Below are 25,632 nucleotides of genomic sequence, written 5' to 3' on the forward strand. Positions count from 1 at the left end.
CCCCTCCCCCGGGCATGCCTGTCAAGGCGCAAACTCGAGATCGATCTCGACGACGTACTCCGCGCCGTCGCCGCGTAGCACCGGAAACGCCAAGCCCGCGCTGCCGGCGTCCCGCAGCGCCTGCAGTTCCTGGCGGTCGAAGACCAACCTGGTGCGGCCGAGCGAGTCTTCCGCCGAGAGGTCGTCGATTTCGTTGCCGCTCACGCTGAGGGAGAGTTCGTCGCCCGCCTCGGGCAGCCGCATCGGCGCGAGGTCGTATTCGTGCCGGGTACCGGCTGAGACGTCCTCCACCTCCGGCGCCGCGATGCTGAACACCGCGCCGCGGGCCAACTTCGCTGTCACCGTGAACGTCACCTCGTCATCCCCCGGCCCGCTCGTCGTCTGCAGGCAGGTGAACCGGCGCAGCGTCACGCGAATCCCAGACAGGTCGCTGTCGCCTGGGAACAGCTGCGTGGTGGTGTCGATCGAGGCCTGGATTCCGTAGTGGTCTGACATGTCCCGCCCAGGCGACCATTGCTCAATCACGACATCCGCCCGCTCCACATGCTGGGTGAAAAGAGCACCGGGGAAGTCGAACAGATAGTCCAGCCGCTCCACGGTGTCACCGAACCGGGCGGGGTCGTCGACGGGGCGGCCGGGGTGAGCGGGATGGAAGGACGAGATGGTGCCGTCGTCGCTCTCACTCGTGCCAGACGGATGCTGTGCGCCGCGCGCATCCGTCACCGGGACCAGGTCCGCCGGATACCCGAGCGATTGCACCAGATAGTCGTACAGGTCGGCGTGCACGAATGAATCGATGTTGAAGTCGCCGAACAGGATCGCCGGTGCCACGACGTCGCGTCTGGCCCGAATGAACGCGGCCAGGTGGCGGACCTGAGCGCGCACGGCTGTGCGTGCCCCGGCGACCGTGCCGGCGACGGTCGGGGCCGCTGCCTGGGTGTGGGTGAGAAAGACATCGACCGCGCACGGGCTCCCCGTGCGCTGGATGCGCGCGTGCAATGCACCCTTGTTGCTGAGGCAGTCGTCGCCCGAGCAGTGCCGGTAGACCGTGCCAGCGCCTTCGACGATACGGTGCCGGCTGAGCAGGAGCAGGCCGCCGCCCATCAGCTCGACGTCGGTGACGACAAGTTCGATCGGCTCGTGGGGGCCGTCGATCACGTACGGGTAGAGATCCCGGAGTTCGTTCTTCACCCGGTTCCGATCGCCCGCCGTCCACATCTCGCTGAGGCCCACGACGTCCGGCATCCGTTCCCTGAGGCGGGAAATCACCGCGCCGAGGGCGGCGTCCCGGTCGATTCCCTTGTACAGCGGCCACGGCAGCAGACCCATGTTCTGAGCGTAGAAAGTGAGAGGGGTGTCGTGCTCGAGCCGGCGCAACGCACCACCGACTGTGCGGGTTCCCTTCACGACGTCGTGCACCAGGGATCGCTTGCCCTGCTCAATGGCGTATCGGGCCTGCTGCCACGCAATGCGCGCCACCTGGCTGCGATGGCGGGGATAGTCATCCTCCGCCAGCAGTTCGCCGCCGTAGCGCGAGCCGTGGTCGTAATGCAGTTCGAGGCGCTCTCCGAACGGAACGTCATAACTGCATTGGAGTTCGGCACCGGTGTGTAGTCCGGAGACATGCACCCGCGCGGTGCTCACTTTTGCCATGAATCGCTCGAAGCTGCCGAACTCGGCAGCGCAGCCGATTTGGGTGATGAAGATGTTCGTGTCTCCGCCGACGCGGATCTCCTTGTCCTTCCACGGCCCATCGTCCGTCCATGTCGTTTCGAGTGCGCAGAACAACGCCACGTAACTGTCCCCGCTCCGTCCGAAGAACCAGCGCGCCGAGTCATGGTTGCACCTGGCACTGTCCGGCCCCCGCACTTCGTCGAACTGGTTCTTCGGGAACCAGGCGTGGGTTCGTTCGCCGAAGAGCATCTCCTGAATGGATTGCGCCTTGTAGGCGGTGATAGCCGCACCGCCCTGCTGCACGACCCTCGGCTGCACGGCACTGCCGGTCCACCAGTTCGGGCCGTCGTGCCCGGCCGGGAACAGTTCCTCGTCGACCTTGATCACGCCGAAGAGGAAGCTGCCGGTGACGCGGGTGCCAGCAGACGGATAGCTCGTCCACACCATGGCGCCGTTCTCGAGGGCTGCGACGCACGGCATCCCCTGGAAATTCAGTTGCCCGCGCCGGAAATTCTGCACGCTGGCGAGGGTTGCCCCGCCGGATCGATGGCTGTAGAGGTTGGCGCGGCTGAGCACCGACCCCTCGGTGAGCACCGAGAACATGTCGGCCGCGTCAACCTCGTTGAAGTCAGGAGCGGATGCCCCGACGGCCGCGCCCGCGATCCCCCCGGCGACCGCCCCAACCGGACCGGCAATCGCGAACCCGGCGACCGCGCCGCCGATGCCACCGAGAATGCCGGCGCCGACATCCTCCGTGGTGTCGATCGCGTCTGCCACCTTCTTGATCATCGGCAGGATGCCCTTGAACGGCTCGGTCTCAAGCAGGCCGTTCCTGGTGGCGACCTCGCGGGAACCGATGATCGTCTCCTTGGTCGCGTAGGCCGCCCGGCTCCACCAGAACTCCATGTCATCGTCGGTGCTGGTGCCGACGCCGTAGTCGGCAGCCTCGTCGAAGTCGATCGACACCCGGCCCTTCGTGGTCAGCTGCACCGGCCCGTGCCGCGCCAGGATGATGAGCGCGTCGGGCGGACGGTAACCCGGCGAGGTGGCGAAGAACCCTGCGGCGTTGCTGGACCCGGAGAAGTGCCCGAGCAGGCCGAACAACAGTTCGCTGGAGTCGCGAATCGTCTGCTCCCAGACGCAGTTCTTGTGCTCGAAGTAGACCCGTCCGGCCGAGCCGGCGAATGCGCCGGTCGGCGAGTTCACGGCGAGGTCGAACACCATCAGGTCGAGGACCATGGCAGACCGGGTGCGGACCTCCGGGTCAACGGCCAAATCGGCCAGGTTCAGCAGGGCGAGCAGGTCTTCCACGTAATAGCCGGGGGCGTTCCATTCGGCGAAGCCGAGGCGGAGGCGCTCGTTCAGCCAGCGCAGCACGCGCCGCCGGGCGTGGGCGAGATGCTGAGCGCCCGTGAGATCACCGGGGCGGAGCGGGCCGTTCGGGCCTTCCTTGCGGTTGGCGCGCTGGGAGACGAACTGCTCGGCCGGCCAGAACTGGCCAGCGAGGTACTCCGCGGCAGCGAACAGAATCCGGTGGTTCTCAGACCAGTAGGTCATGTCCTGGCCGGGCGTCATGTCTTCGTGCCCATTGAGCGCCTTCGACGACCTGGTTTTCAAGGCCTCCCCGGTGAACTCGGTGCAGCGGAACGGGTCATCGAACCAGTACTTGAAATTCGTGTACGACGAGCGGATGGCGGTGGAGACGCTCTCCGGCAGGTTCGGGTCGCGCGCGAGTGCGCCCGCGTCGCGCCAGAGCAGCGCGGCGTCCCGCAGATGCTCCGGGGTTTCGTCGAGCAGGTAGACCAGTCGAAGCACCTCATGGGCGCCGAAGTCCGCCGTTTCGAGGAGGTAGCGCATGTGCACCGTGGGCACCTGCAGTTTCGCCCAGTACTCCTCGGGAGACACGCCGCTGCGTTCCCATCCGAACAGTTCGTCCTGGCGCTCCGGCTGGGCGCGCACCAGCAGCGCCCTGGCCAGGGCGGTCTCCCGCTTGTCGCTCAGCAGCCACTCTCGTTGCTTGTCGTTCCGCTGGTCGTCTGGCATCCGCTCGAGTGCGTCGGTGATTGCTTCGAGGCCGGGATCGAGCTTCTCCAACCCCAGTGCCGCTATGGCGTCACACAGGGTGACCTCGTCCTTGCCTTCCTTCCAACTCGCGTACCGGACCGAGTTCAGGAATGCCCGCTTCGGCAGGCACTCGAGATAGCGCAGCCGACGCGTATCGAATTCGACCTGCGCGCCGCTGGCCCCGTTCACGGGACCGTCGAAGGGTTGCATGGGTTCGCCGTGCCGGGCTTCAGGAATCGGTGTCGGGATTTTCGACCCACTCGCCCGCCGTCAGGCTCCAACGCGGCAGTTTGTCGTCGCGACGCGCGCGCACCAGGTCGGAGGCCAGGCGAAACTCCCACGAATCGCCGACTGCCGTTTCGGAATCGTCTTGGGCACCCTGGGCCCGGAGTTCGGCCACCAGCGGTGCCCACAGCGGGCCGCCCACGTCGAGGAGTTTCGCGGTCGTGGGCGTGGCGCCGCTGTTCAGGAACTTCTCGAAGGCCACCTCGTATCCCGGCCGGATCGGCAGCACCACCCGCGCTGCCCCGGCGGCGAGGAACGCCGCGAACTGCGGGTCGGGTTCTGCTCCGAGCAGCTTGCTTACCCAGGACGCACGTGATCCCCAGAAATAGGGGAAGAACGCGCACTCGACGTGTTCCCATTCCACCGCCAGCTCGAAGAAGCGGATGTATGCCGAGAGCGCCTCGCTGGCCGCGGCATCCGGGTAGGGGAAGCCGAGCGCGTCGGCCCTGGTGGCGTTGAAGGTGCTGAAGTTCTGGTTGGTCAGCACAGCCAGGGTGGTGCGCTTCAACTCGTCCCGGATAATGGCGCGCTTGCGATCCGACGCCAGTGCTTGCAACTGGAGGCGGGCTGTGGCGTCCCGGTTGGCCACGCGTTCCTCGTAGTCAGCGAACCGCTTCTGGTTGCCGGCCACGATCAGCCCGTGCGTCTTGGTCTGCCACGCCGAAATCGCCTCGGCTGTGGGCTCGCAGATGATTTCGATGGCAACAGCCAGCGTGGCAATTCCCGGGTTGATCCCGTCCCCGTCGACGATGAGCCCGACCGGCAGGCTCTCGACCTCGCCATCGAGCTTGCCGGTGAACACCTTCCCGCTCCAGTCGCCACCGATGGCGATCCGCTTGGATCCGACCACGACGCTTAACGTGGTCGCCGTCCATCCGCTGGCGAGTGCGACGACCCGGTACTGGGTGGCCTTGAACCCCTTCGGCACCCGGGTGCTGCGGCTTTCGCCGAGCTCAAGGGTGTTGGCAGTCATCGTATCGCCGAACGGGTCCGTGGCCTTGCCGCCGAAGTTCTCGGTGACGATGACATGCGCCTGCGGTGGCGCCTCGACGGCGGTGGCCTGATGACCGGTGGCGTAGTAGGACCAGTTCTCCAGGCTGAGCTTGTCGACCGGCACCGTGAACTTGGCGGGTTTGGGCGGAAGCGCACCCTGGCCGCGGGGGCGGGCCAGCGCCTCCCGGAACAGCGCGGCCGGCTCGGGGACGATGAGATCGTAGAGCAGCCGTGAGCCGTAGTTGAAGACCTGCGCCTGGTAGATCCGGTCGAGCCACTGGTAGACGCCGAAGCGCGGTCCGGCCTCGGAGCTGTTGTCGAAGACATGCTCCAGCGCGTCTTCGGTCCGGCGCAACTGCCGCAGCACCGAGGCCGTCCGTGAGCGGTTCGTGGACGTCGACGAAACGGCATCCGTCACAGACTTCGAAAATGTCTCCGGGCCGTCGCTGGTGAGCGGGCCACGGCCGCTGCCGATCGCCTGGGCGGTCGTCTTGCCCGAATCCTGCTCCGCAACGGTCTGGGCGAGCGACTGCAGGCTGGTCTGTTCCGTCTCGGTGGTGCCGGTGGACTCCGACTCGTCGAGCTGTCGCATGGTGTGGGTGAGCTTCTCGCCCGGCAGCACATTTTCCAGGCTGGCCACTTCGCCGCGCTCATAACGACTGATGTGCGTCCTGACCAGGCAGAGGTCGGCCACGCCAAGCGGCTTCACCGCCGTGGACGTGCCGGGAGGAGCGGATGCGACGGGTTCGGAGGCAGTCGGGTCGTCGACCGGATCGACGGCCCACTTTCCGATCGCGTCGCTGATGATCTCGCGCTTGTCATTGTTCACCTGGCCGACGTAACCGCCGAGTTTGATCGACAAGGTGCGGAGGGTCTGTCCGGCCTGTTCGTGGTCGGCCGCCAGTTTTGTCTGGATGTCACGCACCGACGACGCGGCCGGATCAAGGCCCGCGTCGCGCATCGCCCCGGTCGCGGGTTCAGAAAGCAGCCGCACGGCGGTGTCCGAGAGGATCACGTTGGAACGCAGCGCCGCGCGCCGCAGCGGGGAGCTGCTGGCCGGTGTTTCATCCGCTGCAGGTTTATGCTCCTTCTGACCGGCGGGTTCCCGGATTCGCGCCGGTCGGGTGCGGTACAGCTCGGCGAGGGGCCGCTGTTCGTCGAGTTCGCTGAGCACAAGTTCATCTTCATCGTGGCTGGCCACCTCGATGAGGGCCTGGCTGAGGCGGGCGTGCTGGTCGCGCGCTGCCGTGAATTCGTGAAGCAGAGCGTCGACTGCGGCATCCGGCGGCTGCGGCTCGTCATCATGGCCGTGTTCCTGGCTGTGGCCGGGTGCAGCGGGTGCCGCGTTACCCCGACCGAGCAGGAACTCGGGCAGCACGAGCGGCGCCCGAAGCAGAGCATCGACCTGACCGAGACTCACTCCGCCGGCCAGGACCGCCTCGGCGAGGGTCTGCGCGCGCACGAGTTTCATGGCCGTCGTCGGGTTCGGGCCGCCGGTGCCGATGATGTACGCCGCGAGCACTGTGTCTTTTGCCCGCCTCAGATCTTCCGCCCAATCGGCTGGTTGGAGATCGCCTGCGGCGCGGCGCGCCGCGGAGTCGATGTCGTCGAGCGTGTGGCGCCGTTCAGTGCTGAGGAGGTCAAAGAGGTCGATGAACTCCGGGCCCCGATGCACCCGGACAGCGGTGTCGACGACGTCTCCGGCGCCGACGAAGTCCCGCGCCGCGGCGATCATCTTCTCAGCGGGATTGAGCCCCTCGGCGGTATTGCTCAATTTCGCCTGGAAGTCGCTCGAGTCGGCCAACGTCGGTGGGGGCGAGAGCTCGACCGGCAATTTACGGACAGCGACGAATGTGAGAATCCTGGTCATGACGTGCTCCACGGAACCCGGGGTGCAGAATACGCCTCAGCCTTCGGCTGGCGCACCGTCGGGAGGCGAGCGACGGCCTGCGCCTATTGTGCTCCGGTGGTCTCGTCACGTCTAGCCCAATACTGACTTTCGCTCAGATATACCCCGGTGCGGCCAGCAAGCGTCGCGATGTCGAGCCGGTTCCGGGGCACCTCTGTGGGCCAGAATGCCCAAACGGATACCGGATCCGAACCGCTGGAACTTTCTCGCTCGTGCGAATTCTCCGTCGTGGCGAGCCTTTCAGTACCGGCGAACATCCGTCTCGCTGACCAGTCGCAGCCACCGAAACCCGTAGCCCTCCAGCGAAATGTCCACCGCGCCCGCGCCCGTGAGCTGGACGGTCTCGTCCGTGAAGAGGTCGCTGAGAGTGGTGCTCTCGTCGCCGTCCGGCACCCTGAGGTGCACGTCGACCGGCTCGTCGGCGAAGTTGTGCAGCAGCACGACGCGGCCTCCGTCCCAGGTCAGCGTGTGCGCGAGCACCGCCGGATGCTTCTGTTTCAACACTTCAAAGGTGCCCCAGCCGAGCTCGGGAGAGGCCCGGTAATGCTCGATCAGTCTCTTGATGAAGCCGAGTTGCGAGTCTGGGTCGCGCAGCTGGTCTTCGACGTTGACCCGGTCTGGGCCGAAGACGCCGTCGACGATGGCATCGATGAGCGGCGACTTCTTCGCATTCGAAAAACCGCCGTTGCGCCCGGCGTTCCACTGCATCGGGGTGCGCACAGCCATCCGCCCCTCCCTGGCAAGGTTCTCCCCCATCCCGATCTCCTCGCCGTAGAACAGCACCGGCGTGCCCGGCATCGAGAACAGCAGGCTGTAGACCATGCGGATGCGACGCTGGTCACCATGCAGCATCGGCGGCAGCCGGCGCACGATCCCCCGGCCGTACACCTGCATGCGCTTCTCAGGGCCGAAGGCGGCGAACACTTCTGCCCGTTCCTCGTCAGTGAGCTTGTCGAGCGTCAGCTCGTCGTGGTTGCGGGCGAAGTTCGCCCACTGCACGTCGTGCGAGCACACCGGCCGAGACTGCAACGCTTCTACGAGCGGCCCTGCGTCGCTCCTGGCCAACGACAGGTACATCTTCTGCATCGTGATGAAGTCGAACTGCATGTTGAGTTCGTCGCCGTCCGGACCGCCGAAGAAGAGCAGCTGGTCTTCGCGCGGCAGGTTCACTTCGCCGAGCAGCACCGCGTCACCCACCCTGCGGCTGAGGAACGATCGGAGCGCCTGCAGGTATTCGTGCGGGTCTGGCAGGGCACCATCACCGCCGATGATGGCGGCCGTCTCAAGAAGGAACGGAACAGCATCCACCCGAAAGCCGTTCACACCGAGCTCCGCCCAGAAGCCCATGATCTTCGCGATCTCGTCGCGAACCGCTGGGTTGGCAACGTTCAGGTCGGGCTGGGCCTTGTAGAACATGTGCTGGTAGTACTGCCCGGTCTTCTTGTCGAGCTCCCAGTTGCTCTTCTCTTGGTCTGGAAACACCGGCTTCGGCTGCTTCTTCGGTGGCGTGTCTCGCCAGACGTAGTAGTCGCGGTAGGGCGATTCGCGACTGGAGCGAGACGCTGTGAACCACGGATGCTTGTCAGACGTGTGATTGATCACCAGGTCGACAATCACCCGTAGTCCCCTCGAGCGGGCGAGGCGCATCAGCTCGACGAGGTCGCCGAAATGCCCGAAGCGGGAATCGACCGCGTAGAAGTCGACGATGTCGTAGCCGTCGTCGCGGCCGGCCGTTGCATAGAACGGCATCAGCCAGAGGCAGGTCACGCCGAGCTCCGCCAGGTAGTCGATCCGGTGCGCAAGGCCGGCGAAATCGCCGACACCGTCGCCGTTCCAGTCGAGGAACGTCTCCACATCGAGGCAATAGACGACGGCGGACTTCCACCACAGGTCTCCAGTGTCGACGATGCTCATGCGGTGTTCTCCCTGATGTGCTGCGAGATGATGCGCTCCGGGATGTTCTCCGCGCATTTCTGCGTGTGATTCTGCGCGTGCTTCCGCATGGATCAGCCCTTCCTGAGCTGCGGGAGCACCCGTTCGCCGACCATGTCGATGAACCGGGACTGCTCCTTTCCAACGTGGTGCAGGTAGATGCGGTCGAATCCGAGCTCGCTGTAGCCGCGCAACATCCGGGCGTAGGCATCGGGGTCTGCCGAGACGAACACCGAGGTTCGCATATCCTCCGGCGTCACATGCTTGGCTGCCTCATCGAACGCGTCGACGGAGTCGAGATCCCAGCAGAGCGGCGGTGAGAACACGTTCGTTCGCCACTGGTCGTGAGCGATGGCCAGCGCCTCGGCATCCGTTTCGGCGTGACTCACGTGCACCTGCAGGGCGAGCTCGCCACGGCCGCCGTTGCCCCGGTACGCGTCGATCATCCGCTGCAGCACCTCGACCGGCTGGCCGATCGTGACCAGCCCGTCTGCCCACTCGGCGGCTGAGGCCGCGGTCTCCACGCTGACGGCCGGGGAGAACAGCGGCGGCAGTTTGTCTGGCAGCGTCCAGAGCCGTGCCCGATCGACGGTGACGAGGCCGTCGTGGCTGACCTCGTCGCCGGCCAGGAGCGCACGGATGATCTCGACGCACTCCCTGAGCCTGGCGGTGCGCACGTCTTTCCGCGGCCAGGCCTGCCCTGTCACGTGTTCGTTCGCCGCCTCACCGGTGCCGAGCGCCACCCACAGACGGCCGGGGAACATGGCCGAAATGGTAGCGATCGCCTGCGCGAGGATGACCGGGTGGTAACGCTGGCCGGGGGCGCTGACGGTGCCGAACCCGAGATTTGTGGCCTGCAGCGCGGCACCGAGCCACGACCAGGTGTACGACGACTGGCCCTGCCGCTCGCTCCACGGAACCAGGTGATCTGAGCACATCGCCACGTCGAAGCCGGCCTGCTCTGCGTGCTGCACGGCCGCGATCAGTGCGCTGGGGTGAAGCTGCTCGTGTGAGGCGTGGAATCCGAAAGCGGTCATCGTCGCCTTTCCGCAGGGTCACCTGGTAGTTGAAACTGCTCCCATGGTGCTGCGGGTCTGCGGATTGCGCAAGGGCTTGCCCCACCCGGCCACCGCGCCGGATAAACGACTATCCTGATGGCGGAGTCAATGATGACAACACGACGCGATCAAACCCTCATTGCCTCCGTTCAGCGAGCCGTTCAACTGGTCGACATGGTGGCCAATGCGCCTCGTCCGCTGCCCGCTAAGGCTCTCGCGCAGGCGGCCGGTCTCAGCCTCGGAACGACCTACAACCTCATTCGCACCCTCATGCACGAGGGCTACCTCCGCAGCGAGCCCGACGGTCTCGTGCTGGGGAGCCGCTTCCCCAGCCTCCGCGTCGAGGGTGAGGAGGGCGTCTTCCTCGCCAGGGTGCGAAGCACGCTCCGCAGGGTGACGGATGAGCTGGGCGCCACCGCCTACCTCTCCCGGTTCAGCGACGGTGAGGTGCACATCGTCGACATCGTCGATGCGGCACCGAGCCCGCGTGTCGAGCTGTGGGTTGGCATCGACAACAGCGCCCATGCCACCGCACTCGGCAAACAGATTCTCACCGAGCTGGATTCGGAGGGCCGCCTCGACTACCTCTCCCGGCATCCGCTCGCCCAGCTCACGCAGCACACAATCAGCGACCGCCGCACGCTTCTTGAGCAGCTCGATCGGTTCCCAGACGCCGCCATCGACGAGCAGGAGTACGCCATCGGCTTCACCTGCATCGCCGTGCCGGTGCGGGCGCCCGGCGTCATCGCTTCGCTCGCCGTGTCGTTGCCGTCAGACCGCAAAGCCGTCGAAACGGATGCGATCGTGCGGCGCATGCAGACCGCCGCCGGCAAGCTGTCGCTCCAGCTCGGAGCCGACCGGTACGGGCAGTTCACCATCTGAAACTTTGCCCCTCCCGGCCCTCGCGTGGCACCCGTACGGTGAAGTCACACGTGGCGGACATCGCCACGCGTCGATCCGTACGATCCGAGGAGATGCAATGACGCTCTACCCCGAACTCACCGACGAGAAACGCCGGGAGTTGTTGAACTCAATGGTGCTGATCCGCACCTACGAAGAAGCCATCCTTCGCGAGTACCACGCAGACAAGAGCCCGGGCTTCGACATCGGCGCGGGCCTGATCCCGGGCGAGATGCACCTGGCGGCCGGACAGGAACCCGTTGCCGCCGGGCTCGGCGCCCACCTCACCAAGGACGATGCGATGACGGCCACCCACCGGCCGCATCACGTCGCCATCGCCAAGGGCGTTCGCCTTCGCGAGATGACGGCGGAGATCTTCGGCCGCGAGACGGGTCTCGGCCGCGGCCGCGGCGGGCACATGCACCTCTTCGACCCGGAGACCCACTTCTCGTGCTCGGGCATCGTGGCCGAGGGGCTGCCCCCGGCCCTCGGGCAGGCCATGGCCTTCCGGCGTGGCGGCGGGGATCGCATCGCCGTGGCGGTCGCCGGAGAAGGCGCCGCCAACGCGGGCGCTTTCCACGAATCGCTGAACCTGGCCGCGCTGTGGAAGCTTCCCGTCGTTTTCGTCATCGAAGACAACGACTGGGGAATCTCGGTACCCCGCGCGCAGTCGACATCGGTCACATCCAATGCCGATCGAGGAGCGGCCTATGGAATCCCGGGCGTGCGGGTCGAGGAGAACTCCGTCGAAGGAGTCTACGAAGCATGCGGCGAGGCCGTTGCCCGCGCGCGAGCGGGCAACGGACCTTCCCTCGTCGAAGTGCACACGTTGCGGCTCTGGGGGCATTTCGAGGGCGATGCGCAGGGGTACCGCACCGACCTCGAGGGGGTGCCTGGAAGGGATCCGCTGCCGACCTACAAGCAGGCGCTCGTGGACAGTGGCGCCATTACGGAGGAGGACTATAACGTGATGACGGCGTCCGCCTCCGAACGGGTCGAAGACGCCATCGACTTCGCGAAGGCATCACCGACGCCGGACCCAGCCGATGCCCTCGACTACGTCTTCTCGGAAGGAGCACGCTCATGAGCACCAACATCGATCCGGCCCGTCAGGAGTCCGCAGGCAACGCACCGGCCAGCGCGGCATCCACCGGTGCGCCCGTCACCGGCGCGGGTGTCAGCACGGCAACGGATGCGGAAACCACCGCTGGCGGCGACGCCATCGACACCGGCACCGGTCGCGCCCCCGGCAGCTCGGCCACGGTAATCGAGCCCGAGCCGGGCAAGCGCAAACTGTCGACGGCGAAAGCCATCCAGGAGGCCATCGCCCAGGAGATGCGCGCCGACGATTCGGTGTTCGTGATGGGCGAGGATGTTGGCCCGTACGGCGGCATCTTCTCCTCGACGACGGGGCTGATCGACGAGTTCGGCGCCGACCGCATCCTCGATACGCCGATCTCGGAGTCGGCATTCATCGGAGCCGGCATCGGTGCAGCTGTTGAGGGCATGCGCCCCATCGTCGAGCTGATGTTCGTGGACTTCTTCGGGGTCTGCATGGACCAGATTTACAACCACATGGCGAAGATCCACTTCGAATCCGGCGGCAATGTGCAGGTTCCGATGGTGCTGATGACGGCGGTCGGCGGCGGCTACTCCGACGGCGCACAGCACTCGCAGGCGTTGTGGGGCACCTTCGCGCACCTGCCAGGGATGAAGGTCGTCGTGCCGTCGAACCCCTACGACGCGAAGGGGCTGATGACGGCGGCCATCAGGTCGAACGACCCGGTCGTGTTCATGTTCCACAAGGGCGTCATGGGCCTCGGCTGGATGAAGAAGAACAAGCGCTCGATCGGCGCGGTTCCCGAGGAATCGTATGAGGTTCCGATCGGCAAGGCACGGGTGGTTCGAGAGGGCACGGATGTCACGGTCGTGACGCTGTCGCTTTCTGTGCACCACGCGCTGGACGTGGCCGAGAAACTCGAACCGGAGGGCATCAGCGTGGAAGTGCTCGACCTGCGCAGTCTCGTGCCGCTTGACCGCGACGCGATCGTCGCATCCGTTTCGAAGACCGGTCGACTGATCGTCGTCGACGAGGACTACCAGTCGTTCGGGCTCTCAGGAGAGGTGATCGCCTCGGTCGCCGAGCGTCAGCCGCAACTGCTCAGCCACGTGTCGCGGGTGTGCATGCCGGATGTGCCGGTGCCGTATGCGAGTCAGCTCGAGTATGCGGTCCTGCCGACGGCAACGCGCATCGAGGCGGCGGTTCGGGAGGCGGTGGCGAAGTGAGTGACGTCGTCTTTCCGCGGATGTCGGAGGCAGACGATGCCACCGGCATCGTGGTCTCCTGGTTCGTTGACTCCGGCGACGAGGTGACACCGAGCACGCTGATCGCGGAGGTGGCGGTCGACAAGGTCGACGCGGAGGTGTATCCGGAGATCGCTGGCACCATCACACTCTTGGTCGCCGAGGAGGCGGAGGTACCGCAGGGCAGCGTGATCGCCTCGGTGACGCCCGCGTAGCGGCGCCCGCGTGGCCGCGCCGCGCGTGCGCCCATAGTGTCGCCTCCGGAGCGCTTGAGGCGACACTTGGGGCGCACGCGTACGCTCGTCCCATCCGCCGGCTCGCCGATCGAACTCCCACCCGTTTATCGAGACGGCTCAGGCCACGTCGGCCAGGCAGCCCTCCAGCGCGACCCACGAGAGCATCGCGCACTTGACGCGCATCACGTACTTCGAGACGCCCTGGAAGACGACCGCGTCGCCGAGCAGGTCTTCGTCTGGTTCGCCGACACCGCGCGAGCGCATCATTGTGCGAAATTCGTCGATCGTCGTGTGCAGCTCCACCGTCGTCAGGCCGGGTGCGAGACCTGCCAAAACGGATGCTGACGCCTGCGAGATACTGCAGCCAGACCCGTGCCAGGCGAGCGACGCGATGCGGTCGGTGCCGGGCTCCATATCGATCTGCAGGGTGATCTCGTCGCCGCAGGTCGGGTTGCGCTCGAATCGCTGGGCATCCGCGTGCTCCAGTTCACCGAACCCGGTGCGCTGCTTCGAATGGTCGAGAATGACCTGCTGGTACAGGCCGGCAAGGGCATCGCTCATCAGGCCACCCCGAAGTACGGGCGCACGCCGGCGACCGCGGCGATGAACCGGTCGACTTCGCCCGTTGTTGTGTATAGGTAGGCGCTTGCCCTGGTGGTCGCGGTCAGACCGAGCCGGCGGTGCAGCGGCTGGGCACAGTGGTGGCCGACCCGCACGGCAATGCCCTGCGCGTCGAGGAACTGGCCCACGTCGTGGGCGTGCACCCCGGCAACGTCGAAACTCACGAGGCCGGCTCGCGGAGAACCGAGCGGCTGGCCCACCACCCGGATGCCGTCGATCCCGGCCAGGCCCATCAGCATCCGTTCGGCGAGTTCTTCTTCTCTCGCCTCGATGCGATCCAGGCCGACGCGTTGCAGGTAGCGCACCGCTTCGGCGAGCGCGACCGCCTGCGACACCGGCTGGGTTCCTGCCTCGAAGCGCTGAGGGGCGGGCAGGTAGTCTGCGCCCTCCATGGTGACGGTCGTGATCATCGAGCCGCCGGTGCGGAACGGCGGCAGCGCGTTCAGGAGTTCTGCGCGGCCGTACAGCACGCCGATGCCGGTCGGACCGAGCATCTTGTGACCGGAGAAGGCGGCGAAATCAACGTCGAGTTCCGCGAGGTTCAGGCTGCGATGCGGGGCGGACTGGCAGGCGTCGAGCACCACGAGCGCGCCGTTGGCGTGCGCCACCGCGACAACCTCGGCGACGGGTGCAACGAATCCGGTGACGTTGGAGACGTGCGCGAACGCGACGACGCGCGTGCGCGAGGTGATGACGGATGCTGCGGCAGCGGCATCCCACACGCCATTGTCGTCGACCGGAATGTAGCGAAGGGTTGCGCCGGTGACGGCAGCAAGCTCCTGCCAGGGGACGAGATTCGCGTGGTGCTCGGCCTCGGTGACGACGATCTCGTCGCCTGCAACGAGGGCGAACCGGCGGGCGGGTTCGCCGCCGCGGCCGTGGCTGGCGTTGGCGATGCCGTAGGCCACGAGATTCAGAGCGTCGGTGGCGTTGGAGGTCCAGACGATCTCGTCCGCTTGCGCTCCGACGAAGTCCGCGACGGTGGCGCGGGCGTCTTCGTAGGCCTCGGTGGCGAGGCCAGCGAGGGTGTGGGCGCCGCGGTGCACGGCCGCATTGCTGTGGATGAGGAAGTCGCGTTCGGCGCCCAGCACCTGGCGCGGGCGCTGCGCTGTGGCGCCGGAGTCGAGATAGGCGAGCGGTTCGCCGTTGACGATCTCTGCGAGCGCGGGGAAATCCTGCCGGAGGAGTGCGACGTCTTCTTCGGAGAGGGTCTCGGCGGAGGTACGGGCTGTGGTACGGGCTGAGATATCGGTGGCGACTGGTGACACGAACTGCCTTTCGTTGCTGCCTGGGCCTCGCGGGATCACCGCTGCCCACGGCTATAACCATTCTCCGCCCGTTGCTGTTCCGCAGCGTCCGTTTTCGCCGTATGACGACGGTCCGCGCCAGCTTGTTCCCTGTCACCGGCGCGAACCGCGCATAACTCAGGCGGTGACGGATGCCGCGCGTCGGTCGCGGTGCGCGGCCAGCGCCTCGACGACCAAGGCATGGTCGTCGCGCTGCGGCAGTCCGGAGACGCCGGCGATGCCCACGATCGAGTCGCGCACCAGGATGGGAAACGCTCCCCCGTGCGCCGCGTAGTCGCTGACGCTGAGTCGGGAATCGGTGTCGAAGTCACCACCGGTGGACCGGAACCTCGTGCCGATCGCCAGCGATGAATGCCCGAACCGCCTGACGACGCGGAACTTGCGCTCCAGCCAGTCGTCGTTGTCAGCGGATGCGCCGGGCAAGCCAGCGTGGAACGCCCGCTGGTCGCCGAGCATGATCGCGATCGCAACCGGAAGCGCGCGCTCGCTGGCCAGTTGCACCAGATGGGTGCCGACCACCCAGGCGTCACCGTGGGCGAACGAATCGAACTGGATCTCGCGTTCCTGCTCGAGCAGCGCCGCAAGGGCCATCTTCTCGTCGTTCTCGTCGTTCATGAGGCTCTGCTTTCGGTCGGTGGCGGCGTGCTGTACGTCTGTCCCACCGTACTTCGAACCGACGCGCAATCAGGCGGCACACGGCCGGCTACGCGGAGAGGTGACGACCCCACATGCGCACGTGCTCGTCGGTCACGCGCTCGATCGCAGAGCCGAGCGAAACGACGGCAGCACCTTTGGCGAGGAACTCCTCAGCGTTGGTCTCGTCGATGCCTCCCGTGGCCACGAACCGAGCCTTCGGGAACGGCCCGTGCAGCGCAGGGAACATGTCCGAGCCAACGATCGACGCCGGAAAGAGCTTCAGCCAGTTCAGCCCGAACGCACTCGCCTGCTGCACATCGGATGCCGTCATCACTCCGGGCAGGTGCGGCATCCCCCGCTCGAGACTGGCTGTCGCAACCAGTGGGTCCCAGCCCGGTGCGACGGTGAACGCCGCGCCGGCATCCGCCACCGTCGCGGCCAGCTCCGCCGAGATGACCGTGCCTGCGCCGACGGGGCGACCCTGGGCCGCACCGGCCTCGACAGTCGCGCGCAACGAGGCCAGCGATCGGTCATCCTGAACCGGAACCTCCACCAACGCAAAGCCCATCTCCCACGCACGCTCCGCCAACTCGACAGTGCGCTCAGGGGTGTAGCCGCGGAGGATCGCCATCGTGTTCGCGTCTGAGAACCAGCCGTCGAACGAGGCCTGGCTCTCGGCCACCGTCACAGCGCCATTCAGTTCAGTCGCGTTCGAATCCGTCACAGCGGTGCTCCATTCTCGGTCGAGCCTCGTCCAACTGAGACTAGCGTTTCGACCTCTGCGTGCCGCAGCTTCGCCAACTCGGGCGGTACACAACCGCTGCGATTTTCACCATTCGGCCCTGAATCGGGGCCGAATGGTGCCCCTCAAGCGAAAAATGCAGCAGTTGTGAAGACGATCGTGCCCGTCGACCACCGAACGAGCGCCAGCGATAGTGCCAGCGACTAATGCCACCGACTAATGCCAGCGGGTGAAAGCCACTGCGCCAGCGGCTACCCTGAACTGACACCGATTGGAACACGCTCCGTGAAGCACTGGTCTTTCAACACGTTCGCCCTCTCCGGCTTCGCCGGCAGTTCACTGGCCGTTCTGCTGCTCGTCGTCAATGCGCTCACACAGAACCGTTACCTTGCGGTCCTGCTCCCGATCGCGATCGTCGCGCTGCTCGTCGGCGGCTTCATGTCGGTGCGCGCCCATCTGTTGTGGATTCGCGGTCGCGGCAATCCCCTGCCCTGATTGCGCGGTCAGCACCGTTGATGCCGGCAAACGGATGCCCGCTTCAATTCGCTCCACCGGTGCTGCACACTGGTCACAGCCGAGAACCCCGCTGACCGGCACACGGAGAGACGATGCCAGAGCCCACGACGGATCCCGCGCGGTCGACGCGCGCCGAACGTCGCCCCGCCGGTCGCCGTCCGCTGCGTCAGCGTCGCGTTCTCGTCTCCCTCGCCGCACTCGCCGCGGTCCTGATCGTCGGGTCGGTCACCGTGCAGGCCTTCCGCGCCGCCGCGCAATCTGAGTACACCTCCGCCCAATCGGCTCTCAGCGAGCAGCAGGAGAATGCCGCAGGGCCACTGGATACCGCCCATGATGCGCTCGACGAGGCACAGGACGCCTTCGACGACAGCAAGGGAAAGGTGCTCGACGAAGACCCCCGCGAGTCTCTCGCAACGGCCATCGACGACGCGACCGATCGCATCCGCTCGGTTGATCGTGAGCTCGCTGCCTCGGAGGACGCGATCGCGCGCGCGCCGGATGACGGTTTCTTCTCGCCCGGGATCGCACTACGGCAGGGTGCGACGGAGCTGGCCGCCTTCCGGCTTGATGCGGCACAAGACCTGGCCGATGTGCCCGAATCGCTGGCCGGGCCGGTGAAGGCGGTGACGGATGCCGTGGCAGCGTGGCAGGCGGAGCAAGACCGCATCCTCGCCTCGCGGTACACGAACAACGTCTGGGCCGCCGGCTGGATCCCTGAACTCGATGCCTGCCAGGGCTCCGTCGATCTCTCCGCCAACTACGGTCTCGCCGCCATCGCTGAGCACTGGTCGTGTGGCGGGAAAGACTTCCCAGACGACGCCGGAACGATCATCACGCTGACCGGCGTGCGCGCGGGCACCTACCGGGTCGAGGGCATCGTCGCGATGCTGAACCAGAACACGGCAACCACGGCCGACCTGCCGACCGGCTACGACCTCCTCTACCAGACCTGCCAGGACGGCCAGTCGTCGACCATGTCGATGACGGCGCTCACCAAGATCGGCTGAGCGCCGGGCCTCAGCCGCCGAAGAGGCTTCGCGCGGCGCATGCGCGGGAACTGCGCCACTGCGCTGCACGTGTGCCACCCGCGCAGCCCGACCCGATACGGTTTCGCAATGCCAACAAAACCCGGGTCGACGCATGGGCGGCGTCGACCGGCGCTGCTCGTCGTCGGCATCCTGACGATCGCAGCGGGCCACCTGGTGCATTTCACGATGACGGATGCCGCTGGTCAACTGGCTGCCGACGCGCTCTACGCCGTGCTCGCCTATCTGGTGATCGCGCTCGCATTCCCGGTGCTGCGGCGTGCCCTCGTTGCCGTGATCGCCTTCGCGGCCTGCGCCCTCATCGAGCTCTTCCAGCTCACGGATGTGCCACTGCTCCTCGCCGAAGCCTTCCCACCCGCGCGCCTCGTGCTCGGAACCACCTTCGCACCTCTCGACCTCGTTGCCTACGCGGTTGGCGTGGTGGCGGCGTGCATCCTCGACGGGCTCGCCCGACGCACTCGCCGAGAATCGCCCACCGCGCCGAGTTGACCCGCTACACCGGCGATTCGCGGCGCGAACGGCGATTCCAGGGGAAATCGGGCGCGCACCGCCCCTTGCCGACCGCTCCCACCGCCGAAGCAGGTGCCCTCGTCGAGAATCGCCGTTTGCGCCGACTTGACCCGGCACACCAGCGACAATCGGCGCGAACAGCGATTCCGGGCGGCGAACGGCGACCGGCAGGCGGTGACCGGCGACCGGCAGGCGGCGAACGGCGACCGGCGCCGGCCCGCAGCGCCCTCAGTCGACCGCCGAGCGAAGCAGGGTGCCGCGCCGCAGCCAGCCCAATGCCGCAACGAGCACGCCCGGCACCGCCGCCACCAGCAGCGCCGACTCGTAGCCGAGCGTCTCCACCAACTGACCAGAGCTGGCCTGGCCGATTCCGATGCCGACAGTGACCGCCGTGGTGACCCACCCGAACGCCTCTGCAGAGTATCGGTCTGGCGCCACGCGATCGACGAGCAGCGAGTGCAGCGTCGCCTGCGGCGTGATCATCAACCCGGAGACCAGTAGCGCGACGGTAAGCCACAACAATCCGTGAGTCAGGCCCATCACGCCCACCAGAATCGCGAATGCGCCGAGCAGCACCGGCCCGCGCAGGTGCAGGGCGCGCGGCCACGGGTGGGCGGCGTAGAAGATGCCGAAGATGACCGAGGTGATCGACCACACGCCGAGCAGGACTCCGCCGAGAGCCGGGTACCCCGCCTCGATCGCCGCTGCAGGAATGGCGACTTCACCGAACCCGATCACAATTCCGAACCCGAAGACCAGCAGAATCATGGTCTGCACCCCCGGGCGACGGATGAGCTGGGTCGCCTTCCCTGACCCGCTCTCGACCTGCCGCGACGGCCGCCACCTCCGCACGACCGGTGCCGCGATGAACAGCGTGGTTCCGACGAAGAACAGCGACACAGTGACGACAAGTCCTGCGGCGGGCACCGCGCTGGTCGCCAGCAGCCCTGCCAGCGCTGGCCCGAGGATGAAGAACGTCTCCAGGCTGATCGCCTCGTAGGTGTACGCGGCCTCACGCACCGAGCCGGCCGGCAGCATCCGCCCCCACAGCCCACGCGATGCGGGAGAGATCGCGGGCTGCGTGAGTCCGAAGGCGAAGGCCGCCACGATCAGCACCGGCAGAGGCGCGTGAGCCTCGATGGCAATGAAAACGGATGCCGCGATGGGCAGGAAGACGAGCAGGATCGTGCCGAGACTGCGCGTCGGCCCGAACCGGTCGATGAGCTTGCCCTGGCTGACTGATCCGACAGCAAGCCCGAAGAGGGCGGCGCCGCTGACAAAGCCGGCGTCGCTGAATGTTCCGGTGGTGCGCTGCACGTAGAACAGGAGCGAGATGCTGCCCATCGCGATCGGCAGCCGCGCCAGGAGGGAGGCGAGTACCGGCCAGACCATGCCCCTGGTACGAAATGCGGCGGCGTAGTCGGCGCGCGACGCGCCGTGCTGCTCGGGAGCCAGGGCAGAGGTATGACCCGCGGAGCCAGCTGCGTCACCGGAGTGCACACCGGCGGCATCCGTTTCAGGGTCCTCGTCTCGTGGCACTGTTAAACGCTAGTGCACTCCCCCGACACGCACCGCGCGCCCGAGGAGCAGAATGGCGGGATGGGAACGATGATCCGTCAACATGTCGTGGTGCACGGGATGGTGCAGGGTGTCGGCTTCCGCTACTCGGCGCGGCAACAGGCCACTCGGCTCGGCATCACCGGGTTCGCCCGCAATCAGCAGGACGGAACCGTCGAACTCGAGATCGAGGGTGGCAGCGCAGCGGTCGAACGGATGCTGGACTGGCTGCGATCCGGCCCGCGCGGCGCCGTCGTCGAATCGGTCGACACCTCAGAGCTGCGGCCGACCGGTGACGACGACTTCCGCATCACCTTCTGAGGCTGAAGCGCCTCTGGCATCCCAGCGGGGCGCGCCGCGACTACGCCTGATCGATCTGCAGCGACGCCGTCACCGGCCGCGGCTCTCGCCCGAACACAATCGCGACGCCGGACGTCACCAGGCAGAGCAGCACGAGCACTGGCGCAGCCACATCGATCGCCACGCGCAGTCCGACTGACGTCGCCACCACTCCGACAGCGACCGCAATGATGCCCTGCGCCAGATAGGCAACCAGGTACACCGCCGAGAGCGTGGCTGCTCGGTGTCGTGACGGCGCATGCTGGTTCACCAGGCCAAGCCCGCCAAGGAACAGTAAGCCGTATCCGATGCCGGCCGTCACCGACATGAGTGCGAACACTCCGAGCGACGAAGTCGTTGCGCTCACCGCGAGCAACCCGACGGCGAGTGCGGAAATCACTCCCCCGCTCATGACGCTGACCCGCGCCGGCACGCGCCTGGCGGCCAGCGCTGTCAGCCCGATGACAACGGATGTGATGGCCAGGACCGAGCCTGTTACCAGCGAGTTCTCGGTGTGGATCAGGTCTTGGGCGATCTGTGCACCCAGGGAGAGCAGCACCGCACCGACCGCGAACCCGGCCGTCACCGCCAACGACGCCGCCGTCACGACGCCGCGCAGCCGAGCCGGGATGCGGATCGGACGGGGACGCCAGCGTGCGCTGTCTTCCGTTCCCCGCACATGCCGCGGCACGTACAGCACCGCGACGAATACGAGTACGCCAACGCCGAACAACACCCAGTAGCTGAGCTGGCGCGGAGCAGGGGCGTACTCCACCAGGGCACCGGCGACGATGGTCGCCAGGGCAAGGCCGAGCGCCGTGGCGACCGTGTTCACTGAGCTGGCTCGCGCTGTTCCGCCGCGGGCGTTGAACTCCACCATCGCAGCGCTTGCCGGCGACATGGCCAGGCCGACGCCGATGCCCTGCAGGGCCCTCGCGACGAACAGCCACGCGACATCCGTTGCCACGGCGAATATCACCGCACCGGCCAACAGGACGGCCACCCCGACAAGCAGGGTGCTCCGGCGCCCGATGTGGTCTGAGATGCTGCCGAAAATCACCAACACCACCACGAGTGCGATCGGGTAGACGGCGAAGAGCGACGTGATGACCGTCGGAGAGAGGTTCCAGTCGCGGGCATAGACCGGGTAGATCATCGACGGTGCGGCGCTCGCCCAGAGCGCAAGCATGGCGACGGATGCCGCGGTCCAGAAGCTGATCCTGGTGCGAATGGTTGACATGGGCGGCTCCTCGAACGATCGTGATGCAGTGTGCCGGTGCGCTGCCGGGCGCGAGGGCCCCCGAAGTTGCGTGCGTGTCACGCTAGCACCCTGAGTTGGATTCTCAAAGTTAGACCTTGGTACACTGAATTCATGCCGAATCAAGCAGAGCCAAAACACCAGAAGGCCGAGGCGCGTTGTTCGATCGCTCGCACGGTGCAGGTGCTCGGTGACCGCTGGTCGATTCTCATCGTGCGCGAGATCTTCCGGGGGCGCACCCGGTTCAGTGACTTCCGGTCCGTGCTGGGCATTCCGAGCGACGTGCTCACTGCGCGCCTGGCGGTGCTCCAGGGCAGCGGCATCCTCGAGCGACGCTCGTACCGTGAGCCAGGTGCTCGTGAGCGTTTCGATTACCACCTCACACCGGCTGGCAACGATCTGCTCCCCGTGCTCGGATCGCTGACGCAGTGGGGTGACGCACATCGTCCGACCGGCTTCGGCCCGAACCGTGTCTACCGGCGCGCAAGCACAGGTGAACGCGTGCATGTGGCCTTCGTCACCGCAGACGGCGATGTGGTCGCCGACGAGGAGATCGAGATCGCACCTGGTCCTGGCGAGCCAGACCCGCGGGTACAGGCAGTGCACCCGCTCGCCGCGGTGGGGCATCATGGTGACAACCCCGAATCCCCTCGAACGGAATGAGCGCTATGCGGCTGACGAGCGTGACCATGCACCAGCTCGAGATGCCGCTGGTGAGTCCGTTCACCACGTCGTTCTCCACTCAGACCGTTCGTCACGTCCTCCTCCTGGAGGCGCGACTGCGGGTCGGAGTCGATGAGTTCACCGGCTGGGGCGAATGCGTTGCAATGGCTGAGCCGCTGTATTCGTCTGAGTACCTGTCCGGGGCCGCGCACGTGCTGGAGACCTGGCTGGTGCCGAGGCTGATCGCGGCGGGCGACGTCTCAGCGGAGATGGTCGCACACCTTCTCGAACCGATCGTCGGGCACCGGATGGCGAAGGCCGCACTCGAGATGGCAATACTCGACGCCCAGTTGCGAGCAGACAACCGATCCTTCGCCTCCTACCTCGGAGCCACTCGAACGCATGTGCCGTCTGGCGTTTCAGTCGGCATCCATGACTCCGTGCCCGCACTCTTGCGCACCGTCAGTGGATACCTCGACGAGGGATACGCGCGCATCAAGCTGAAGATCAAGCCGGGCACCGACATCGAGCCTGTCCGGGCGGTACGCGAGGAGTTCGGCGGCGACCTGCTCCTTCAGGTGGACGCCAATGCGGCGTACACACTCGCTGATGCGGCGCACCTCAAGCGCCTAGACGACTTCGACCTCCTGCTGATCGAGCAGCCCCTCGGCGAAGAAGACCTGCGCCAGCACGCCAGGCTGGCCGAACTCCTCGACACCCCCGTCTGCCTCGACGAGTCGATCGTGTCTGCGGCCAGCGCGGCCGACGCGATTGCCCTCGGCGCGGCATCCGTCATCAATATCAAGCCAGGACGGGTCGGCGGCTACCTCGAGGCCAGACGGATCCACGACATCGCCAGGGCGAACGGCATCGCCGTCTGGTGCGGCGGGATGCTGGAGACCGGCATCGGCCGCGCTGCAAATGCGTCGCTGGCCGCATTGCCCGGCTTCACCCTGCCAGGCGACATCTCCGGCTCCGATCGTTTTTATGCTGAAGACATCACGGAGCCGATCGTCATGACCGCCGGCGAGGTCGCCGTGCCGACCGGACCCGGCTTCGGGGTAGACGTCATTCCCGAGCGCCTCGAGAAGTTTCGCGTGGGTGACGCGGCCACCGTCAGCTGATCGATCGCGTCCGTACCGAACCAGCGGGCACGAGCGCAGGACGGCACACGGCCTGGGTCCCTAGCGCCCCGCAGACTCCCTATGGCATCCTCAGAGAATGGTCGTCCACTCTGCGCTGCGCGCTCCGTGCACACGGGCGAGCGCCCACCCTGTGGCGGCCATTCGGGGAAACGATCTGGTGTGAACACTCCCTCCAGACACCTCACCGGGCGCCAGGTCTCCGCCGACATCGGCGTCGGCGCAATGGTCACCAGCTACAACTACGACGGCGCCATCCCCGTGCCGAAGCCCACCCATCACGACCACGGCGGGTTGGAGGCCCTGGAGATCATCGCCTGAACCTCACACGCCGAGCCCGATTCCGCCATCACCCTGATCCCGAAGGACGCCATGCCCACCATCGACCGCCGCCAGTTCCTCGTAGTCGGCAGCCTCGCCGCGCTCGGCATCGGCCTGACCGCCTGCACGACTGACGGTGACTGGGTCGCCATCGAGGCCAGCGCACTCGACGACCTCCGAAAGCGCCTGCACGGTACCGTGCTCATCCCCGGCGATGACGGCTTCACCAACGCCTGGATGCCGACAAACGGACGCTACCGCGACACCGTCCCGATGGTGGTCGCCCGCGTTGCCGATGAAACGGATGTCGTCGCCTGCGTGAACTGGGCGCGCGAGCACAACATTCAGCCGGTGCCCCGCGGAGGCGGACACAATTACGCCGGACTGTCGACGACAACGGGACTCATCATCGACCTGAGCAAGCTCAACGCGGTGACGATCGACACTGACGCCGCGACCATGGTCACCGGTGGTGCCGCTTCGAACGGCGACATCTTCGGAGCCAGCACCGGGGGTGGGCTGATCCTCCCCGGAGGCACCTGTCTGAGCGTCGGCATCGGCGGCCTCGCCCTCGGCGGCGGCATCGGCTACCACACCCGCTGGGCGGGGCTCACAGCCGACCTCCTCACCGGAACCAGGATGGTGACCGCATCGGGTGACATCGCCCTGGCCAGCGCCTCGAAGAACCCCGACCTGTTCTGGGCCTCACGCGGCGGTGCGGGCGGCAACTTTGGGATAAACACCGAGTTCACCTTCGACCTCGTACCGGTGCCGACCGGCGACATCGTCTACTACCGTTTCGACTGGCGCGGGGCGGATGCTGCGCTGGCGATGTTCAGCGCCGTCGATGCGCTTGAGCAGACGGCGCCACCCGAGTTCGTTGCCTCTGGCATGGCACAGGCGACACCGGTCGGTGCCGATGGCCCCCGCGAGGCGATCGATGTAATGCTGCGGGGTCAGTTCCTCGGCAGCATCGACGACTTCATGAGCCTGATCGCCCCCCTGCTCGCCGCCGCACCCCCGGCGAAGCAGCAGATCGTTGCGCAGCCGTTCTGGGAGACAGCGAAGATCTTCACTTCCGCTGAAGCCACCAACCACTCCTGGGGAGACATCTCCCGGTACACGGATGCCGCGTTGCCGGCATCCGCTCTGCAGAAGATGGTGGACCTGGTCGTCGACACTCCGAGCCGCACCGAAACCGACAACGCGGCCATGTTCATGCTGGGCTGGGTCGGCGGAGATGTCGTCGACCGCTTCGACCGCACCGAGACGGCGTATGTCCACCGTGGCATGAAGAACATGGTCCGACCGTCGCCAGTCTGGTCGAACACCGCAGACGCAGGCGTCGCCGACGACCTGATGGACTGGACAGACGATGTCATCTCGGTATTCGACCCGCACACCCCACGCGAGAGTTACCAGAACTTCCCCAACCGGCGAATCGACGACTGGGCCCAGCAGTACTACGCAGAGAACCTCGACCGCCTGATCGATGTGAAGGCCGAATGGGACCCCGACAATCTCTTCCATTCCGAGCAGAGCATACCGACCGCCGCGAGCTGAGCACTGCCACGGCGGCATAGTGCTGCGCGGGTTCGACCGTGGCCTCGGCAAAGGCG

Annotated in this window: 22 protein-coding genes; 12 read left to right on the forward strand and 10 right to left on the reverse strand. The window is 66.6% G+C overall.

From position 1 onward, the window contains the following. Positions 1-21: 21 nt before the first annotated feature. The 4 genes from K323_RS0112380 to K323_RS0112400 all read right to left on the reverse strand — a co-directional run bounded on the left by K323_RS0112380 (position 22) and on the right by K323_RS0112400 (position 9,894). Positions 22-3,948 (reverse strand): endonuclease/exonuclease/phosphatase family protein, encoded by a 3,927-nt coding sequence (locus K323_RS0112380; protein ID WP_022885597.1) that lies wholly within the window; start codon positions 3,946-3,948, stop codon positions 22-24. Positions 3,949-3,967: 19 nt separating this feature from the next. Continuing rightward, entirely contained in the window at positions 3,968-6,886 is a 2,919-nt protein-coding gene (locus tag K323_RS0112385) for a hypothetical protein (RefSeq protein WP_157509426.1), read from the reverse strand. Positions 6,887-7,165: 279 nt separating this feature from the next. Next, positions 7,166-8,839: an alpha-amylase family protein gene (locus tag K323_RS0112390; RefSeq protein WP_022885599.1), complete on the reverse strand. Its 1,674-nt coding sequence runs from the start codon at positions 8,837-8,839 to the stop codon at positions 7,166-7,168. 92 nt (positions 8,840-8,931) lie between these two features. Beyond that, positions 8,932-9,894: a TIGR03885 family FMN-dependent LLM class oxidoreductase gene (locus tag K323_RS0112400; protein WP_022885601.1), complete on the reverse strand. Its 963-nt coding sequence runs from the start codon at positions 9,892-9,894 to the stop codon at positions 8,932-8,934. A gap of 132 nt (positions 9,895-10,026) precedes the next feature. Between K323_RS0112400 and K323_RS0112405 the strand changes: the two genes are divergently transcribed. From K323_RS0112405 to K323_RS0112420, 4 genes are all read left to right on the forward strand, one after another. Next, positions 10,027-10,797 carry an IclR family transcriptional regulator gene (locus K323_RS0112405; RefSeq protein WP_026851598.1) on the forward strand — a complete coding sequence of 257 codons (771 nt, stop codon included), beginning with the start codon at positions 10,027-10,029 and terminating at the stop codon, positions 10,795-10,797. Between the two features lie 97 nt (positions 10,798-10,894). Further along, positions 10,895-11,902 (forward strand): thiamine pyrophosphate-dependent dehydrogenase E1 component subunit alpha, encoded by a 1,008-nt coding sequence (locus tag K323_RS0112410; RefSeq protein WP_022885603.1) that lies wholly within the window; start codon positions 10,895-10,897, stop codon positions 11,900-11,902. Further along, on the forward strand, positions 11,899-13,101 hold the full coding sequence (locus K323_RS0112415; RefSeq protein WP_022885604.1) for an alpha-ketoacid dehydrogenase subunit beta: 1,203 nt from the start codon (positions 11,899-11,901) through the stop codon (positions 13,099-13,101). Before K323_RS0112410 ends, K323_RS0112415 begins: the two co-directional genes overlap by 4 nt. Next, positions 13,098-13,334, forward strand: coding sequence for a lipoyl domain-containing protein (locus K323_RS0112420; RefSeq protein WP_022885605.1), 237 nt, complete (start codon positions 13,098-13,100; stop codon positions 13,332-13,334). The genes K323_RS0112415 and K323_RS0112420 overlap by 4 nt, the downstream gene beginning before the upstream one ends. A 138-nt stretch (positions 13,335-13,472) precedes the next feature. On the opposite strand, the gene sufU is transcribed toward K323_RS0112420, so the two are convergent. The 4 genes from sufU to K323_RS0112440 all read right to left on the reverse strand — a co-directional run bounded on the left by sufU (position 13,473) and on the right by K323_RS0112440 (position 16,643). Further along, positions 13,473-13,916 (reverse strand): Fe-S cluster assembly sulfur transfer protein SufU, encoded by a 444-nt coding sequence (gene sufU, locus K323_RS0112425; RefSeq protein ID WP_022885606.1) that lies wholly within the window; start codon positions 13,914-13,916, stop codon positions 13,473-13,475. Beyond that, positions 13,916-15,244, reverse strand: coding sequence for a SufS family cysteine desulfurase (locus K323_RS0112430; RefSeq protein WP_425402277.1), 1,329 nt, complete (start codon positions 15,242-15,244; stop codon positions 13,916-13,918). The genes sufU and K323_RS0112430 overlap by 1 nt, the downstream gene beginning before the upstream one ends. A 156-nt stretch (positions 15,245-15,400) precedes the next feature. Continuing rightward, entirely contained in the window at positions 15,401-15,898 is a 498-nt protein-coding gene (locus K323_RS0112435) for a heme-degrading domain-containing protein (protein ID WP_022885608.1), read from the reverse strand. Positions 15,899-15,986: 88 nt separating this feature from the next. Further along, positions 15,987-16,643: a bifunctional 4-hydroxy-2-oxoglutarate aldolase/2-dehydro-3-deoxy-phosphogluconate aldolase gene (locus K323_RS0112440; protein WP_022885609.1), complete on the reverse strand. Its 657-nt coding sequence runs from the start codon at positions 16,641-16,643 to the stop codon at positions 15,987-15,989. A 303-nt stretch (positions 16,644-16,946) separates the two neighbouring features. Here K323_RS0112440 and K323_RS0112445 point away from each other — a divergent pair, with 303 nt between their 5' ends. The 3 genes from K323_RS0112445 to K323_RS28905 all read left to right on the forward strand — a co-directional run bounded on the left by K323_RS0112445 (position 16,947) and on the right by K323_RS28905 (position 18,712). Continuing rightward, positions 16,947-17,156 carry a hypothetical protein gene (locus K323_RS0112445; protein WP_157509427.1) on the forward strand — a complete coding sequence of 70 codons (210 nt, stop codon included), beginning with the start codon at positions 16,947-16,949 and terminating at the stop codon, positions 17,154-17,156. Positions 17,157-17,269: 113 nt separating this feature from the next. Continuing rightward, positions 17,270-18,184 (forward strand): hypothetical protein, encoded by a 915-nt coding sequence (locus tag K323_RS0112450; RefSeq protein ID WP_022885611.1) that lies wholly within the window; start codon positions 17,270-17,272, stop codon positions 18,182-18,184. Between the two features lie 108 nt (positions 18,185-18,292). Next, positions 18,293-18,712: a ribosomal maturation YjgA family protein gene (locus tag K323_RS28905; RefSeq protein ID WP_157509428.1), complete on the forward strand. Its 420-nt coding sequence runs from the start codon at positions 18,293-18,295 to the stop codon at positions 18,710-18,712. A 249-nt stretch (positions 18,713-18,961) separates the two neighbouring features. On the opposite strand, the gene K323_RS0112460 is transcribed toward K323_RS28905, so the two are convergent. Then, entirely contained in the window at positions 18,962-20,272 is a 1,311-nt protein-coding gene (locus K323_RS0112460; RefSeq protein ID WP_211219851.1) for an MFS transporter, read from the reverse strand. 60 nt (positions 20,273-20,332) lie between these two features. On the opposite strand from K323_RS0112460, the gene yccX reads away from it, so the two are divergent. Then, complete coding sequence (gene yccX / locus K323_RS0112465; RefSeq protein ID WP_022885614.1) at positions 20,333-20,611, forward strand: acylphosphatase; 279 nt, start codon at positions 20,333-20,335, stop codon at positions 20,609-20,611. A 40-nt stretch (positions 20,612-20,651) separates the two neighbouring features. On the opposite strand, the gene K323_RS25810 is transcribed toward yccX, so the two are convergent. Continuing rightward, a complete protein-coding gene (locus K323_RS25810; protein ID WP_022885615.1) occupies positions 20,652-21,869 on the reverse strand; it encodes an MFS transporter in 1,218 nt (405 codons plus the stop codon). Between the two features lie 132 nt (positions 21,870-22,001). Between K323_RS25810 and K323_RS25815 the strand changes: the two genes are divergently transcribed. From K323_RS25815 to K323_RS0112490, 4 genes are all read left to right on the forward strand, one after another. Beyond that, complete coding sequence (locus K323_RS25815; protein ID WP_022885616.1) at positions 22,002-22,550, forward strand: winged helix-turn-helix transcriptional regulator; 549 nt, start codon at positions 22,002-22,004, stop codon at positions 22,548-22,550. Between the two features lie 5 nt (positions 22,551-22,555). Beyond that, the gene (gene menC, locus K323_RS0112480) at positions 22,556-23,674 is read left to right on the forward strand and encodes an o-succinylbenzoate synthase (RefSeq protein ID WP_022885617.1); all 1,119 of its coding nucleotides are present in this window, start codon (positions 22,556-22,558) and stop codon (positions 23,672-23,674) included. A gap of 180 nt (positions 23,675-23,854) precedes the next feature. Continuing rightward, entirely contained in the window at positions 23,855-24,013 is a 159-nt protein-coding gene (locus K323_RS29820) for a hypothetical protein (protein WP_022885618.1), read from the forward strand. Positions 24,014-24,064: 51 nt separating this feature from the next. Beyond that, positions 24,065-25,576: an FAD-binding oxidoreductase gene (locus K323_RS0112490; protein ID WP_022885619.1), complete on the forward strand. Its 1,512-nt coding sequence runs from the start codon at positions 24,065-24,067 to the stop codon at positions 25,574-25,576. Positions 25,577-25,632: the final 56 nt, after the last annotated feature.

Origin of the sequence: Glaciibacter superstes DSM 21135, assembly GCF_000421145.1 — a bacterium.
GTDB classification, from domain to species: domain Bacteria; phylum Actinomycetota; class Actinomycetes; order Actinomycetales; family Microbacteriaceae; genus Cryobacterium; species Cryobacterium superstes.

Excerpts from the sequence above, each read along its gene's own strand:
- K323_RS0112380 (WP_022885597.1), bottom strand. The coding sequence starts at position 3,948 with ATGCAACCCTTCGACGGTCCCGTGAACGGGGCCAGCGGCGCGCAGGTC.
- K323_RS0112385 (WP_157509426.1), bottom strand. The coding sequence starts at position 6,886 with ATGACCAGGATTCTCACATTCGTCGCTGTCCGTAAATTGCCGGTCGAG.
- K323_RS0112390 (WP_022885599.1), bottom strand. The coding sequence starts at position 8,839 with ATGAGCATCGTCGACACTGGAGACCTGTGGTGGAAGTCCGCCGTCGTC.
- K323_RS0112400 (WP_022885601.1), bottom strand. The coding sequence starts at position 9,894 with ATGACCGCTTTCGGATTCCACGCCTCACACGAGCAGCTTCACCCCAGC.
- K323_RS0112405 (WP_026851598.1), top strand. The coding sequence starts at position 10,027 with ATGACAACACGACGCGATCAAACCCTCATTGCCTCCGTTCAGCGAGCC.
- K323_RS0112410 (WP_022885603.1), top strand. The coding sequence starts at position 10,895 with ATGACGCTCTACCCCGAACTCACCGACGAGAAACGCCGGGAGTTGTTG.
- K323_RS0112415 (WP_022885604.1), top strand. The coding sequence starts at position 11,899 with ATGAGCACCAACATCGATCCGGCCCGTCAGGAGTCCGCAGGCAACGCA.
- sufU (WP_022885606.1), bottom strand. The coding sequence starts at position 13,916 with ATGAGCGATGCCCTTGCCGGCCTGTACCAGCAGGTCATTCTCGACCAT.
- K323_RS0112435 (WP_022885608.1), bottom strand. The coding sequence starts at position 15,898 with ATGAACGACGAGAACGACGAGAAGATGGCCCTTGCGGCGCTGCTCGAG.
- K323_RS0112450 (WP_022885611.1), top strand. The coding sequence starts at position 17,270 with ATGCCAGAGCCCACGACGGATCCCGCGCGGTCGACGCGCGCCGAACGT.
- K323_RS28905 (WP_157509428.1), top strand. The coding sequence starts at position 18,293 with ATGCCAACAAAACCCGGGTCGACGCATGGGCGGCGTCGACCGGCGCTG.
- yccX (WP_022885614.1), top strand. The coding sequence starts at position 20,333 with ATGGGAACGATGATCCGTCAACATGTCGTGGTGCACGGGATGGTGCAG.
- K323_RS25810 (WP_022885615.1), bottom strand. The coding sequence starts at position 21,869 with ATGTCAACCATTCGCACCAGGATCAGCTTCTGGACCGCGGCATCCGTC.
- K323_RS25815 (WP_022885616.1), top strand. The coding sequence starts at position 22,002 with ATGCCGAATCAAGCAGAGCCAAAACACCAGAAGGCCGAGGCGCGTTGT.
- menC (WP_022885617.1), top strand. The coding sequence starts at position 22,556 with ATGCGGCTGACGAGCGTGACCATGCACCAGCTCGAGATGCCGCTGGTG.
- K323_RS0112490 (WP_022885619.1), top strand. The coding sequence starts at position 24,065 with ATGCCCACCATCGACCGCCGCCAGTTCCTCGTAGTCGGCAGCCTCGCC.